Annotated in this window: 16 protein-coding genes and 1 riboswitch; of the genes, 15 read left to right on the top strand and 1 reads right to left on the bottom strand. The window is 34.9% G+C overall.

Annotated elements, in window-relative coordinates:
• The first annotated feature begins 14 nt into the window (after positions 1 to 14).
• From tsaD to B5D30_RS14035, 15 genes are all read left to right on the top strand, one after another.
• Entirely contained in the window at positions 15 to 1,043 is a 1,029-nt protein-coding gene (tsaD, locus tag B5D30_RS01615; RefSeq protein WP_078806284.1) for a tRNA (adenosine(37)-N6)-threonylcarbamoyltransferase complex transferase subunit TsaD, read from the top strand.
• A gap of 57 nt (positions 1,044 to 1,100) precedes the next feature.
• Positions 1,101 to 1,216, top strand: a riboswitch (FMN riboswitch).
• Positions 1,217 to 1,366: 150 nt separating this feature from the next.
• Positions 1,367 to 1,957, top strand: a complete 591-nt coding sequence (locus tag B5D30_RS01620; protein ID WP_078806285.1) for an ECF transporter S component — start codon at positions 1,367 to 1,369, stop codon at positions 1,955 to 1,957.
• 303 nt (positions 1,958 to 2,260) lie between these two features.
• Positions 2,261 to 2,644 (top strand): hypothetical protein, encoded by a 384-nt coding sequence (locus B5D30_RS01625; RefSeq protein ID WP_078806286.1) that lies wholly within the window; start codon positions 2,261 to 2,263, stop codon positions 2,642 to 2,644.
• Between the two features lie 215 nt (positions 2,645 to 2,859).
• Positions 2,860 to 4,344, top strand: a complete 1,485-nt coding sequence (locus tag B5D30_RS01630; protein WP_078806287.1) for a helix-turn-helix domain-containing protein — start codon at positions 2,860 to 2,862, stop codon at positions 4,342 to 4,344.
• Entirely contained in the window at positions 4,331 to 4,504 is a 174-nt protein-coding gene (locus B5D30_RS13400) for a hypothetical protein (protein ID WP_159443165.1), read from the top strand. The genes B5D30_RS01630 and B5D30_RS13400 overlap by 14 nt, the downstream gene beginning before the upstream one ends.
• A 59-nt stretch (positions 4,505 to 4,563) precedes the next feature.
• Positions 4,564 to 4,770 (top strand): hypothetical protein, encoded by a 207-nt coding sequence (locus tag B5D30_RS13065; protein ID WP_144399443.1) that lies wholly within the window; start codon positions 4,564 to 4,566, stop codon positions 4,768 to 4,770.
• A 111-nt stretch (positions 4,771 to 4,881) separates the two neighbouring features.
• The gene (locus B5D30_RS14435) at positions 4,882 to 4,986 is read left to right on the top strand and encodes a putative holin-like toxin (protein WP_159443166.1); all 105 of its coding nucleotides are present in this window, start codon (positions 4,882 to 4,884) and stop codon (positions 4,984 to 4,986) included.
• 253 nt (positions 4,987 to 5,239) lie between these two features.
• A protein-coding gene (prfB, locus tag B5D30_RS01640) for a peptide chain release factor 2 (RefSeq protein ID WP_407675485.1) occupies positions 5,240 to 6,338 on the top strand; the annotation gives its coding sequence in 2 pieces (ribosomal slippage) (positions 5,240 to 5,311 and positions 5,313 to 6,338; 1,098 coding nt in all).
• 178 nt (positions 6,339 to 6,516) lie between these two features.
• Positions 6,517 to 7,209, top strand: a complete 693-nt coding sequence (gene ftsE / locus B5D30_RS01645) for a cell division ATP-binding protein FtsE (protein WP_327442527.1) — start codon at positions 6,517 to 6,519, stop codon at positions 7,207 to 7,209.
• Entirely contained in the window at positions 7,202 to 8,104 is a 903-nt protein-coding gene (gene ftsX / locus B5D30_RS01650) for a permease-like cell division protein FtsX (protein WP_200806695.1), read from the top strand. Before ftsE ends, ftsX begins: the two co-directional genes overlap by 8 nt.
• Before the next feature lie 361 nt (positions 8,105 to 8,465).
• On the top strand, positions 8,466 to 8,633 hold the full coding sequence (locus B5D30_RS13410) for a hypothetical protein (protein ID WP_159443167.1): 168 nt from the start codon (positions 8,466 to 8,468) through the stop codon (positions 8,631 to 8,633).
• 57 nt (positions 8,634 to 8,690) lie between these two features.
• On the top strand, positions 8,691 to 8,984 hold the full coding sequence (locus tag B5D30_RS01655) for a bacteriocin immunity family protein (protein ID WP_078806291.1): 294 nt from the start codon (positions 8,691 to 8,693) through the stop codon (positions 8,982 to 8,984).
• Positions 8,985 to 9,354: 370 nt separating this feature from the next.
• On the top strand, positions 9,355 to 9,849 hold the full coding sequence (locus B5D30_RS01660) for a hypothetical protein (RefSeq protein ID WP_078806292.1): 495 nt from the start codon (positions 9,355 to 9,357) through the stop codon (positions 9,847 to 9,849).
• 84 nt (positions 9,850 to 9,933) lie between these two features.
• Positions 9,934 to 10,434 carry a GNAT family N-acetyltransferase gene (locus B5D30_RS01665; protein WP_078806293.1) on the top strand — a complete coding sequence of 167 codons (501 nt, stop codon included), beginning with the start codon at positions 9,934 to 9,936 and terminating at the stop codon, positions 10,432 to 10,434.
• Positions 10,435 to 10,607: 173 nt separating this feature from the next.
• Positions 10,608 to 12,161, top strand: coding sequence for an ATP-binding cassette domain-containing protein (locus tag B5D30_RS14035; protein ID WP_078806294.1), 1,554 nt, complete (start codon positions 10,608 to 10,610; stop codon positions 12,159 to 12,161).
• A 211-nt stretch (positions 12,162 to 12,372) separates the two neighbouring features.
• Here B5D30_RS14035 and B5D30_RS01675 read toward each other — a convergent pair whose 3' ends face one another.
• Positions 12,373 to 13,365, bottom strand: a complete 993-nt coding sequence (locus B5D30_RS01675) for an AraC family transcriptional regulator (RefSeq protein ID WP_078806295.1) — start codon at positions 13,363 to 13,365, stop codon at positions 12,373 to 12,375.
• Between the last annotated feature and the right edge of the window lie 125 nt (positions 13,366 to 13,490).

Genomic DNA, 13,490 nt, shown 5'->3' on the forward strand with positions numbered 1-13,490 from the left:
AATGGAAGAAGTAAATGAATATTTTTGAGAATAAAGAGAGAAAATTGATTTTAGCTATTGAAACAAGCTGCGATGAAACAAGTGTGGCAGTTGTGGAAAATGGGGAGAAATTGCTAAGCAATGTTGTGGCGAGTCAAGTGAAGAGTCATCAACGTTTTGGCGGGATTGTTCCAGAAGTTGCTAGTCGTCATCATGTGGAGCAGATTACGCTGTTGCTTGATGAGGCACTTTCGGAGGCGGATGTTCGTGCGGAGGAGCTTTCTGCGGTTGCGGTAACGTATGGTCCGGGGCTTGTTGGAGCATTATTGATTGGAGTGTGTGCGGCAAAAGCATTTGCGTGGGCAAACCAAATACCGCTTATTCCAGTCAATCACATGGCAGGGCATATTTATGCAGCAAAAGTTGAGGCGAAATTGGCATTTCCACTTTTGGCACTTTTGGTTAGTGGTGGACATACTGAGCTTGTTTACATGGAAAATGACGGGAAATATGAAATTGTTGGCGAAACACGAGATGATGCAGCAGGTGAGGCGTATGACAAAGTAGGACGTGTAATGGGAATAAAATACCCAAGTGGCAAGGAAATTGATGAACTGGCACATATTGGAGACGACACTTTTCATTTCCCACGTGCAATGATGAACGAAGATAATTTTGATTTTAGTTTTTCTGGTTTAAAATCAGCATTTATCAATACTGTGCATAATGCTGAGCAACGTGAAGAAATTTTAAGTAAAGTTGATTTATCTGCCTCGTTTCAAGCGGCAGTAGTTGATGTTTTAGCAGAAAAAACGATGAGATGTTTGCAAAAATTCCCAGCAAAATCGCTAGTCGTAGCAGGAGGCGTAGCAGCCAATCAGGGCTTGCGTGAACGCTTAGAGCAAGAAGTTTCCCAATTGCAAGAAGAAGTAAAACTCATCATTCCGCCAATTCGTCTTTGCGGTGACAATGCTGGAATGATTGGTGTAGCAGCATTTATCGAGGCAGAAAAAGGAAATTTTGCTAATTTAGATTTAAATGCCATACCTTCGCTTTCCTTATAAGAAATTTTTACTTGACGGATGTTGATAGTGTGTTATAATAAATCTGTATTTTAATATGTTCGTCTTCAGGGCAGGGTGTAATTCCCGACCGGCAGTAAAGTCTGCGAAACCGTTTGGTTTGAATCGGTGCAATTCCGATACCGACAGTATAGTCTGGATGGAAGAAGATGGCTAAGAGTTTGTATTTTGCAAATTCTACGTTTTTTGACGTACATTCAGCCGTTCTTCTTTATGTTGAACGGTTTTTTTGTATCCATTATTCTGAGCGAACAATACAATCATCCCTCGTTTTTACGAGATTAAAATTTAAGGAGGACTCTACTATGAGCCAAAATCAAACAAAACGTATTGTTTTTATCGCTATTCTCTCTGCAATCTCTGTATTGCTCATGCAGTTTTTACAGCTTCCCTTATGGTTTACAGGGGATTTTATGAAAATTGATTTATCCATTATTCCAATTTTAATTGGACTCTTTATACTAGGACTTCCCTCTGCAATGGCGATTTTAATTCTCCGTTCAGTGTTAAAACTCCTAATTTTCAATGAAGGAGTCGGTACAATGATCGGTTTGCCGATGAACATTATTGCAATGGGGATTTTCGTGATAGCCATTTGGTTCCTTCTAAAAAACGAGGAGTATTTCTCAATGAAACGATTTATTCTCGGAGGTTTCCTCGGCACTGTTCTTCTAACGATTGCCATGGCAATTTTAAACTATGTCTATGCCATTCCAATGTACGAAGTTTTTGCGAATTTTTCTCTTTCAAAAATCGGCATGACACTAAAAGATTGGATTATCGGTATGGTTCTCCCATTCAATTTAATTCAAGGAGTTCTTTTGACATTTGTAACAAGTATCGTTATGATTCCTTTGAACAAGGTAGTGCGAGTGGAAAAAATGAAGTTTTTGTGAAAATATTCATTTTGTAATTGAAGTTTCGTTGAAAAAGAAGAATATAATGAATTTCAAAAGAAAGCAGATTTCACAAGAGGTCTGTTTTCTTTTTGTTTGTCTATAAATGATAAAAGTAACAGAACAAATATAGAGGGGTAAATGAACAGTAAAATAACAATGAAATTATTACTTTTTAGTAACAAATGAGCGATACACTTGTATTCTGGCTTACATAGGTATATTATAAAAAACGTAAAGAAAAAAGAAACAAGCACATAAAAAAACAACTACTAAATTTTATAATGAAGAAAGGTGCAAAATATGAAACATATACTTTTAAAACTTTTGTTGATGTTAGGTTTTTCTTTACCAACAGAAGTGCTAGCCATTTACATAGAACATACATACTTTTTAGAGATAGGATTCGTTTTATCTGTACTTATTACCTTCTTCCTTGCGTTTTTCGCTCAAATCATCAGAGCTAGAAAATCTTGGATACTAGGAAATGGTTTGACACTTGTGACAACGGTAATATTTGAAACAACAGTAGACAAAAATTATTTATTTGAACATAGTTGGTCAACGATTAACTTGCTTGTTTTTATTTTTGTCGTTTGTTGGCTTGTGCCACAAGTTTTCGGTGCGATTTGGGGGTATCTTTATGTTTCCTCAAGTCTTTACCGCAATCGCAGAACGCAAGAGTAATCGAAGAAAAAAATCGTAGAAATTAACTTTTCTATGATTTTTTTGCGAACAGTATACAAAAAGATAGGAAAAACAAAATGACAACGTTCGTTTTTTAACAGAATATTTCTTGCCTTTGCCATTTTGGTAGTACCTTCTAAAATCCCCTATTGTTAAAAAAAATTTAATTGTTTATAATAGAGATAACGAGAATAGAGAAAGGATTGGAGGCTAATATGTTTTTTGATGAATTAATGTTTGAGCATTCAGAGCAGATGAAATTGGAAGTATTCCATTCTTTGTCAACGGTTATGCCGGGCGAGTATCAGCTTTACTATTTTGCGGAGCAGCACGCACTGACCTATCATCAAATTTCTAAATTAATCGGGGAAATTGATAAGGATATTGAGCAAATGTATCCTCAATGGAAAAAATTATTAATTGGAAATGGAAAAGTGAGGATTCCTGAAAAAAGAATGAAACTAGACAAATATCGTTTTCACCTTTGGCGACAAACGGTGCCATATCAGTTTATTGAGGCGGTATTTTTAGGTCGAGAAATCAACGTGATTGATTTTTGTAAGGAAAAAGGCATTGGGCGGTCGACACTTTATCGTAAATTACTAAATTTGATTGATTTTTTAAAGGAATTTGATATTAAAGTCAACTATAATCCGATTGATTTTATTGGTGAAGAGGCGTTGATTCGCATTATTTTTAGCTACCTTTTTTGGATTGGTTCACGTGGAATTGACACGCCAGAATTCGCCAATAAAGAGCTGGCGAACCAAATGCTTCAGCGAAATATTGAAATTGGGTATGAAACAGAAAGTTATATTGGTCACAAACAACTTTTGATGAGTCTTTACGTTGCCAATGCTCGCTTGGAAACGGGACATTTTGTAGAAAAAAAAGTAGCACTTTCTAGTGTTTTTAGTGAAACACCGCTATTTGAAAGTAAAATATTGGGCAATTTACCTTTTATTCCGAAAGGAAAAATGGAGGATGAGCTTTATTTTTATTATTTCTTTGTCTATATTTTGCATAGTTATTCAGATGTAAATGATGTGATGATTGGAAAAATCATTGATATTTTCCTGAAAAAGCAAAAGAATCATGTTGTCACTCAGCTAGTCGAAAGATATTTACAAAGTTTTGATAAAAATAAACTTCAAATGACGCCAGATCAATTTCGTGTTTTAACTGCGAATTTACTTGCGATTGCGTATAGCTATTACGTTTATGAACATCCATTGCCAGATTTAGAGTCGCTTACGATTCCTGTAAATTTAGAGAACAAGGAATATATTCGATTAGTTGAAAAAAACAAGGAGTTTTTCGAGCGAACATTGAAAGAACCACAATTTGAAAAATTTCAGGTTGCTCAAGGGCATTTTGTTCGTAGATTTACAAACATGACTTTGCCGTATTTGATTCATTTTGACTCAATCAATAAATTGCAACTAGGCATTGCATTAGAGAACAATCCAATTTTGCAAAACAACTTGAAAGTTTTTTTAAATCGCTTGAATTTTGTAGAATTGGAACCATTCCAAATTGAGAAAGCAGAAGAATATGATGTGGTCATTCACTCAAGTAGCATAGTAACAGAAGAATTGCCGAATATTCAACATTCTTTTCTCTGGGACATTGGTTATGGTGAAAAAGAGATGTATTGGCTTTACACGTCTTTGCACAAACTTTATCTTGAAAAACAATAAAGGGCAATTGTCAAGAAAAGCGAAGAGGGGCGAACAGGAGTTTGTCGCAGTGAGCCACAGCATTTACTTGCTGGAAACGAAGTTTCCAGTGCTGTTGCGAACAGCGACCAAACTCCTGCCCCTCGTAGCTAGACATAGAAAAGCGAGAGGGGCGATTTGAAGTCTGCAACAGCGAACACTGTCGTTCATTTACTAGAAACGTAAGTTTCTAGCGACATTGTGAGCAGTTGCCAGACTTCAGCCCCTCGTAGCTGGACAAAAAGAAAAGCGGAGAGGGGCGAACAGGAGTTTGTCGTAGTGAGCCACAGCATTTATTTACTGGAAACGAAGTTTCCAGTGCTGTTGCGAACAGCGACCCAACACCTGCCCCTCGCAGCTAGACAAAAAGAAAACGCTTGTTTTATCAAAGTTTTTACATTAAAATGATTAGTAGAAGAACGAAAGTTTAATAATGGTGGCTTAGTACAATCTGAAAGGATGTGGTGCCTATGGGAGAAATCTCTAACACTCAGAACTTACAGAAAGGAAAAGCAATTTATGACAGTGGTTGAGACCTTTCAATTAATGTTTCTTTTTGGAACATTTATTGTTGGGTTGCTAAACCTAGTCGTTGCCTTAATCAAATTAGGCAATAAAAAATAGACCGTTCTTAACTTTGGCAGGTTAAACGGTCTATATTGACTAAATACCAAGCCACCGACTTTTAATCGGTCGTTCTTTCTATTTTTATTATATATCAAAAACAGAAGAAGTCAACTAAACAATCACAAATAAAGCAAAAGCTAACTTTCATTTTATTTTGAGAGTTGGCTTTTTTTTGATGAAGAATCCCTTAAAGTATGGTATAGTGAAGTGTTGGTAATATTAAGCAATAAAATAACGGAGGATTTGTATTATGGAACTTTCAGAAATAAAATCAAAACTAGGAGAATTTTCTTCGACGATAACAAGTTTTAGGAGGTCTCTTTGACTTCGACCATTTGGAAGAAGAAATTGCAACCAATGAGCATGAAATGAGTCATCCTGATTTTTGGAATGATAATGAGGCAGCTCAAAAATTAATTGATGCGACCAATGTGTTGAAAATGACGTATGACACATTTTTGGCAATGCAAAATGAGCTAGAGGAACTTTTTTTAATGCTTGAAATGCAAGAAGAAGATGATGATGAGGATTTACAAACGGAATTGGAAGAACGCATGGAGCATTTGCAAGAGAAAATCACAAGCTATGAGCTTGATTTGCTTTTGAATGAGCCGTACGATAAAAATAATGCGATTTTGGAACTTCATCCGGGTGCTGGTGGAACGGAAAGTCAAGATTGGGGAAGTATGTTGCTTAGAATGTATACACGTTGGGCAGAAAAACATGGTTTTACAGTTGAGACACTCGATTATCTTGCAGGAGACGAGGCGGGGATTAAGAGCGTGACGCTTTTGATAAAAGGGCATAATGCTTATGGTTATCTTCGTAGTGAAAAAGGAGTGCATCGGTTGGTGCGTATTTCACCGTTTGACTCAGCAAGTAGACGGCACACTTCGTTTTGCTCGGTGGACATTATGCCAGAGTTAGATGACAATGTGGAAATCGACATCAATCCGGACGATTTGAAAGTGGATGTTTTTCGGGCAAGTGGTGCTGGTGGGCAACATATTAATAAAACAAGTTCGGCGGTCAGAATTACCCACATTCCGACAGGGATTGTAACACAATCACAAGCACAACGTTCGCAATTTAAAAACCGAGACCAAGCGATGAGTATGTTAAAAGCAAAACTTTATCAGCTTGAAATGGAAAAAAAAGCACAGGAAGCGGCAAGTCTAAAAGGGGAACAGCTTGAAATTGGCTGGGGTTCTCAAATCCGTTCCTATGTGTTTCATCCATACTCTATGGTAAAAGACCATAGAACCAACTATGAGACAGGCAATGTGAACTCTGTAATGGACGGAGATTTAGACGGATTTATTGATGCGTATTTGAAAATGCAACTGTAAGGTAGTGAAGTTTTCACGAAATTGAAATGTAACTGTAATCTGTCTAGTGTGCAAGACATATAAACTCGTGCTATAATCGTAAGGACTTTGAAAATGCGGAGTGAGACGCACACGTTTTGCCAGAAAAATGGTTCAATGGAAAAATAAAAACAATGTTACAAGAAGGAGAATTACTCTCATGGCAATGATTGAAATGAAAGATGTTGCAAAGAAATATTCTAACGGCACAACAGCTCTTAGAAATCTTTCTGTCAATATCAGACAAGGAGAATTTGTCTATGTAGTTGGCCCGAGTGGTGCGGGGAAATCTACATTTATTAAATTGATGTACCGAGAAGAAAAGGCAAGCAAAGGGAAAATTAACGTTGCAGGCTGGGATTTAATTAAAGTGAAAAATCGTGATGTTCCCCTACTTCGCCGTGAAATTGGCGTGGTGTTTCAAGATTATAAATTACTTCCAAAGAAAACTGTTTATGAAAATGTTGCGTATGCAATGCAAGTAATTGGTAAAAAGCCTCGTGAAATCAAGCGACGTGTAATGGAAGTGTTAGACCTTGTAGGGTTGAAACACAAAGTGCGGATGTTTCCGAGCGAACTTTCAGGTGGGGAACAGCAACGTGTGGCGATTGCTCGTGCGATTGTGAACACACCAAAAGTGTTGATTGCAGACGAACCAACTGGAAATCTTGACCCTGAGAACTCATGGGAAATCATGAATTTATTGGAGCGTATCAACTTACAAGGTACAACGGTAGTGATGGCGACACATAATTCTCAAATAGTAAATACATTGCGTCACCGTGTGCTTGCAGTAGAAAATGGACGAATTGTCCGCGATGACCACGAAGGAGAGTATGGCTACGATGATTAGAACATTTTTCAGACATTTAGGTGAATCCTTAAAAAGCCTGAAGCGTAATGGGTGGATGACACTTGCCTCGACGAGTGCTGTTACGATTACGCTAATACTTGTTGGGATTTTCTTGGGTGTAATATTAAATGTGCAAAACCTTGCCCAAGACATAGAAAATGACGTGAATGTGAATGTCTATGTTGTTACAGGAACAAAGCAAAAGGAAATGGATAGCTTGGAAAAGGAATTGAAAGAAATTCCAAATGTGGAAAAGGTCACATTTTCAAGTAAAGATGAACAATACAAAAAGATATTGAAAGCAATGGGGAAAGAGTGGAAAATGATTGAAGGGGACGCTAACCCGCTTTATGATGTATTCATTCTTTCAACGAAGCCGGATAGTAAAAAAGATAAGCAGAAAGTGATTGATGCGGTTGCAAAAAAAGCAAGTGCGTTAGAACACGTGCAAAAAGCAGATTATGGTGGCATGAAAACAGAAAAGCTTTTGAAGTTTTCAAGTAATGTGCGACTTTGGGGCTTTGCAGCAGCAGCACTTTTACTCTTTGTAGCAGTCTTTTTGATTAGCAATACTATTCGGATTACGATTATTTCTCGTCAAAGAGAAATTCAAATCATGCGTCTTGTTGGAGCGAAAAATGGATTTATCCGCTGGCCGTTCTTTCTTGAAGGAGCATGGATTGGCATGATTGGAGCGATTATCCCCGTAGCACTTGTTGTGTTAGGTTACCCTAAAATATATAGCGTTCTAATGCGTACTCTTGCACAAAGTGACTACAAAATTATGTCTGTAAATAGCTTTATCCTCCAAGTAGCACCACTTCTAGCAATCATTGGTATTGTGATTGGTTCTCTTGGGTCAATTATTTCGATGAGACGTTTCTTGAAGGCGTAAAAATAAAGAAGTTGGGAGGAATAGAAAATTCATCTATTCCTCTCAACTTTTTTCTATTTTTTTTGCACAAAAAATAGTTTCTCTGGTAAAATTGAAGTACCAAGAACATTCGCAAAAGAGAAATCTTTATGACTTATACTGTAAGTGTATAAAAAAGTAATATCTGGAGAACTCTGAAAACTCTCGCTTATCCAAAAGTGCTAGTTTTGGCTTAACCAGAGTTTTTAGAGATGCCCATAAATGAAGTTCCAAAAGAAATTAGAAACTTACAAAATTGTAAGTTTAAATTTGAGCATTCTATTATTCATTTACGGAGAAATCGTGTTAGTATTTGTTCATAAAATTTAGGGGGGATTTTTTTATGAACAAAAAGAAATTTGTAGTTAAGATAGCCATGATTATTATTGGAAGTAATGCTATATTGCCGATAATTGGTTTATCGCACAATAAATATGGGGAATTACCTCGAGGCGATTCTTCTTTAGTTGCAAGGGCAGAGCAGTTAAAAGATGATGAAATACATTATTGAATCAATTAAGTGAACTGCAGTAGAGGACGGGATATCTTTTGAGGAAGAAGTAATAAAATGAGACTTGTATCAAAAATGATGAAAAAAAGAGATAAATATACTCAATTAAAAGAAGAAATAAAGACGTTGTCGCTTCAACCAAGTATAACTGTTGTAGAAAAAAAGCTACTTCATAAGTATCTGTTAGATTTAGAAAAGGATGTTTATTTTGATAAAGTTGTTTTTCAATTAAAATTTGAACTGTCGCCATTAGCTTTGAAAGGAGAACTTTCTAAAGAGGTCGTTGCTTTCTATACAGAACTTTCGAGAAGGCAACCAACAGCTTCCATTTTTAATTTTATGATTCGATAACCGTAAACACGTTCTAAGAGTAAGTACTTGTCAGGAATATTTAATTGGCAATTAGTGAAGAAAAAGATCTAGTGAAAAAATAATGATTGTATAGAATTGAGATTATGATATGATATTAGCGTGGATATTGGTAGGATTGATATTGCTTATTTTAATTGGTTCACTTTATTTGTGGTTGAGAGTGTGGATAATTGATATTTTTAAATCGGTAAACAAAACAAGAGAAAAAAACACACGAAATTAGAATGGCTTGGAATCTGGCTCTTTGCACTTTTGATATTGGCTATTGTTATATTTATATACATTAAGTGGGGGATAAATCTTTCGTAAATATAATATAAGAACGATGAAATGCAACGGTGGTAGGAAAATGAATGTAGTGGAGCTTTATTCTAATAATTATAATTTACTTTCATCGAACTTATCTGGAAAAAGTTCACTTATAACTTTTTCAGATCCGGTAGACGAAATAGATATGGTTGAATTAATTAGACGAAAAAATCTACTTGAAGAATCATTGAATCAATTATTTCGTTCTGATGAAGAAGTTCAAATTATTTTTTCAACAGAAAAAAGCGAGGTGGATTTGAGTATTTTTTTCAAAAAGAATATTCAGCCATATGAGACTTCAATATACAAAGAAGTAGATGAAGAAGGAGAAAACTTTCTATTTTATCGCACATTTTTTAAAGCCTCTTTTTATCAAGTAAATTTTTTGGAACTTCTTCAATCCGTGATAACATCAGATTTTCCAGAATATAGGGATTCCAACAATTTTAGGGAAATTAATTTTTTTTCAGTTGTCTCTATTGATGGAAGAAAAATGATTGAAATTGCAGATGATAGAGGGTATCGAATGATGTAAAGCTCTTTGCAAAAAAGGATAAAAATTCACATTTATCACAAATGGTTAGGTTCTTATTTTAAATTAGTATAAGGAGCGTTGCAGATGTTGCTACATAAAATAAGGCATTTTTTAAGTGAATACAAAATAGAAAAAATAACTAATGACAATTTTTCTAAAGTATTTGAGATATATAGTCAAAATCATGATTATTTTCTATTGACACAAGGCAGTGAGGCAACTTATGAAGAAAGTATAAAAGATATAACTGCTTTACCACCTAATTGTGATCTTAAGCAAAAACAATACTTCTGTCTTTCTCAAAAAAATAAGATAGTGGCAGTAGTAGATGTTATTGAATCCTATCCAGATCCAAACACTATTTGGATTGGACTTTTGCTAATTGACAAAGAACAACAAGGGAAAAACATTGGGACAAAAATTGTGACTGGAATCCTATCTAGTGCAAAATTGAGTGGTTATAAAACGGTACAATTAGGAGTGATTACAAACAATTTAAAAGCATTAAAATTTTGGGAAAAGCAAGGGTTTCGATCCTTTAGACATCATGAAAATATTGTTGTCATGGCTAAAGAACTCTATTAGAAACTTGAAGGATTCTACGTTGCTTGCTAACGTTTTTTGCTTTGAATTTTTCTTGATAACACCCATTCAATAGGCAATTTGATTTCCTTATAAAAAACAGCAACAAACAAAATTTGATAAAATTTCAATCCGTATTTCATGATAGAAACAATTTTTAAAGAAAGGGTAAAAAAATGCTAAAATTCTTACGAAAAAATAACAAAAAATATCTCTTCCTCTGGTTAATAGCTACGATTCTCTTTGCTAGCTATCGCCCAGTATTTTCACTTCTTGTCTTATTTGACTCAGATTATATCAAAAATGAAAATGGAACATTTTTCTATTTGTTCTTTGTGAATCTATTGGTGTTGGGGAGTATTGTGGGGATGAATTTCATTTCGCAATTTATAAAAAATCGCTTTTTTGCGACTTCGCTTGAAAAGATGAATGAGCAAATGTATAAAACATTTCAACGTTTTTCGCTAAGTGAATTAGTGGAAAAGTACCCAACAAGCAAAATCATCAAAATTTTTACAACAGACAACCCACTTGTCGTCAGTAACTATTTAGGTTCCATAGAGAGCTTGCTTTATTTTGTCTGTTCTTTTTTTCTTGGTTCGATTGTTATTTTGAATATTGACTGGCGAATTTGGGTGTTTTTGGTGGTGATTACCTGTATTTCATTTGGGGTAACGAAGTTTTTTGCGGAGAAAATTGCACAGACACAAAAGCGTTACAATGATTCGCAAGAGGGAATTATCCATGTGTTGCAAGATGTGTTTGAGCAAGTTGCAGTGATGAAAATTTTTGGTATTGGCAAACGGTTGTCAAAAAGATTTCACACAGAAAATGAAGAAATGAGTCATCATTTTTTCAAAAATCGTCATTATCAAAGCGTGATTGAAGTGGTAAATGATGCGTGTCTTTGGAGTATTCAGGTTGGACTTTTGTTGATAGGGTTTCTGTTAATTAGCAGAAAAGAGCTTGATTTTGCAGAACTTTTGGCAATTACGCAGTCTGTTGAAACGATTACAACGCCGATTTTTTGGTTGTCAGATATTTTGACGGAGCTTTATGCGACAAAAGAAATCCGAAAAGAAAATGACGTTTTGCTTTTCTCGAAAAATACGAAGAATACACAAGCAGAATCGTTTGAAAAGATAACTTTAGAAAATGTATCGGTCAATTTTCAAGAAAAAACGATTGGCGAACTTTCTTCTGTGATGGAAAAAGGAAAAAAATATTTGATTACAGGAAAAAATGGAAGTGGGAAATCAACGTTATTGAAATTGCTCATAAGTGAAATTGCAAGCTTTGAGGGAGATATTAAGGTAGATGATGTTTCACTTGCCACAAATAACCTCAATGGAATAACAGGCTATGTTTCTCAAAAAGTGAAGTTATACAAAGGAAGTGTGGAAGAAAACATAATTTCATTTGACAAAAAGAACGACGATCATTTGGAAAAAGTTGGTGAGCTATGTTTTGGCGAGAAATTTGAACAATTAAGAAGTAAACAAGCACAAGAATTGAGTGGTGGCGAATCTATGTTGACCACGATTGCCAGAGCGTTATATTCTGATAGAGAACTATTGATAGTTGATGAGCCAACTTCAGCAATGGATGATGAAAACACGCAAAAGATACTTGAAATTTTATCCAAAACGAATAAAACAGTCGTAGCTGTTTTACATCATTTGACGGAAAAAGACAAGCAACTTTTTGATGAAGTGATTGAAATGCCATAGAATACTTCATGGTATCTTTAAAAGCTCTAAAAGTGCGTACGTTGGAACAAAACTAGCAACAATAGAAAAATCGCAGAAATTTCATTTTCTCAAATGTGGATTTCATGCGATTTTTCTATTGTTAGATTGTTTCATTTAGGTTAAATTTTGAATTTTGTCCTAGTCTCAAGTAAACGGCACGGCTCACGACCACAGACTTCAACTCGCCCCACTACGCTTTTCTTTTTTGTTTACGGTAGATCATTGGGGTCATTTGGAATTGTTCACAGAACACTCGGTAGAAGTAATTTCTGCTACTGAAACCAGTTGCGTCACATATGTGTTGAACGGAAAGTGAGGTGGTTTCAAGGAGAAAAACGGCATGACGAAGTTTTTCTTGATTGATTAGTTCGGTAAATGTTTTGCCTGTTTTTACTTTTAAGAAATTGGACAAATAATTTTTATTGTAACCAACGAGTTTTGCGAGTGTTTCAAGGGTTAAATCTTGATAATTTTCTTCAATAAATTTAAAGCATTGGAAAGTGATTTCATTATTTGTTTCCTTACATAAGCCACCAACGATTTCGTAGCGTGTGTTTCCGATTAATTCCATAAATAAAATAGGGATATAAAATTTTAAAATATCGTAGGAAAAAGCAGAATCTGTGAAATATTTATTAATCATTTGGCAAAGAATTTCCTGTAAATCTTCGTTTTCGCTTGCTTTAAAATGAATGAATTTCCCTTTGGCATGACAAGAAAAATCTTGTATAAGAAAATGAAACAGTGTATTGTTTTCTTTCTTTAAACTAAACATCCAGTCCAAATCTAATTTATCTTGCGGGAAAATAATATTAATCAAAATATCTTCTTCGTCAAGTGCGAAAATAGAGTGTTTACAATTTTTGTCAAATAAAAGAATATCCCCTTTTTTTAGCTCAAATGGCTCGCCGTTAATGGTTTGCTTGCAATGTCCTCTTAAAAGATAGTTTAACTCTAAAAATTCATGACTATGTTCTGGATAATCGGCAAAACGATTGTGTTTACTAATCGAAATTCGGTTATTTTTTAGGAAAAAGTGATTTAAAAGTCGAATATCTTTCTCATTGCTTGCGGCAAGTTTGGATCGTTCAAAATCTGGCACTAAGCATTTTGTTTCTCGTTGTTTTTTTTCGATATTGGTAAAAGAAAGCAGATATTCTTCGGCAATTTTGTGTAATGGCATTATAGTTTCCTCCCTCTTTTTATATACATAGAACTCACGTTTTTTTTATTTTATCACAGAAAAGTAGGCAAATGTAAATAAAAAAGAAAAAATCTATCATCTGTATATCTGATACAAAATCCATA

Source organism: Pilibacter termitis, from assembly GCF_900167335.1.
In the GTDB taxonomy this organism is placed as follows: Bacteria; Bacillota; Bacilli; order Lactobacillales; family Streptococcaceae; genus Pilibacter; species Pilibacter termitis.

Bases quoted from the DNA above. Each gene is read 5' to 3' on its own strand.
- B5D30_RS01655 (WP_078806291.1), top strand. From the start codon at position 8,691: ATGAGACTTGTATCAAAAATGATGAAAAAAAGAGATAAATATACTCAA.
- B5D30_RS01675 (WP_078806295.1), bottom strand. From the start codon at position 13,365: ATGCCATTACACAAAATTGCCGAAGAATATCTGCTTTCTTTTACCAAT.
- B5D30_RS01630 (WP_078806287.1), top strand. From the start codon at position 2,860: ATGTTTTTTGATGAATTAATGTTTGAGCATTCAGAGCAGATGAAATTG.
- B5D30_RS01620 (WP_078806285.1), top strand. From the start codon at position 1,367: ATGAGCCAAAATCAAACAAAACGTATTGTTTTTATCGCTATTCTCTCT.
- ftsX (WP_200806695.1), top strand. From the start codon at position 7,202: ATGATTAGAACATTTTTCAGACATTTAGGTGAATCCTTAAAAAGCCTG.
- B5D30_RS14435 (WP_159443166.1), top strand. From the start codon at position 4,882: ATGACAGTGGTTGAGACCTTTCAATTAATGTTTCTTTTTGGAACATTT.
- ftsE (WP_327442527.1), top strand. From the start codon at position 6,517: ATGGCAATGATTGAAATGAAAGATGTTGCAAAGAAATATTCTAACGGC.
- B5D30_RS01660 (WP_078806292.1), top strand. From the start codon at position 9,355: ATGAATGTAGTGGAGCTTTATTCTAATAATTATAATTTACTTTCATCG.
- B5D30_RS13410 (WP_159443167.1), top strand. From the start codon at position 8,466: ATGAACAAAAAGAAATTTGTAGTTAAGATAGCCATGATTATTATTGGA.
- B5D30_RS01665 (WP_078806293.1), top strand. From the start codon at position 9,934: ATGTTGCTACATAAAATAAGGCATTTTTTAAGTGAATACAAAATAGAA.
- B5D30_RS14035 (WP_078806294.1), top strand. From the start codon at position 10,608: ATGCTAAAATTCTTACGAAAAAATAACAAAAAATATCTCTTCCTCTGG.
- tsaD (WP_078806284.1), top strand. From the start codon at position 15: ATGAATATTTTTGAGAATAAAGAGAGAAAATTGATTTTAGCTATTGAA.
- B5D30_RS01625 (WP_078806286.1), top strand. From the start codon at position 2,261: ATGAAACATATACTTTTAAAACTTTTGTTGATGTTAGGTTTTTCTTTA.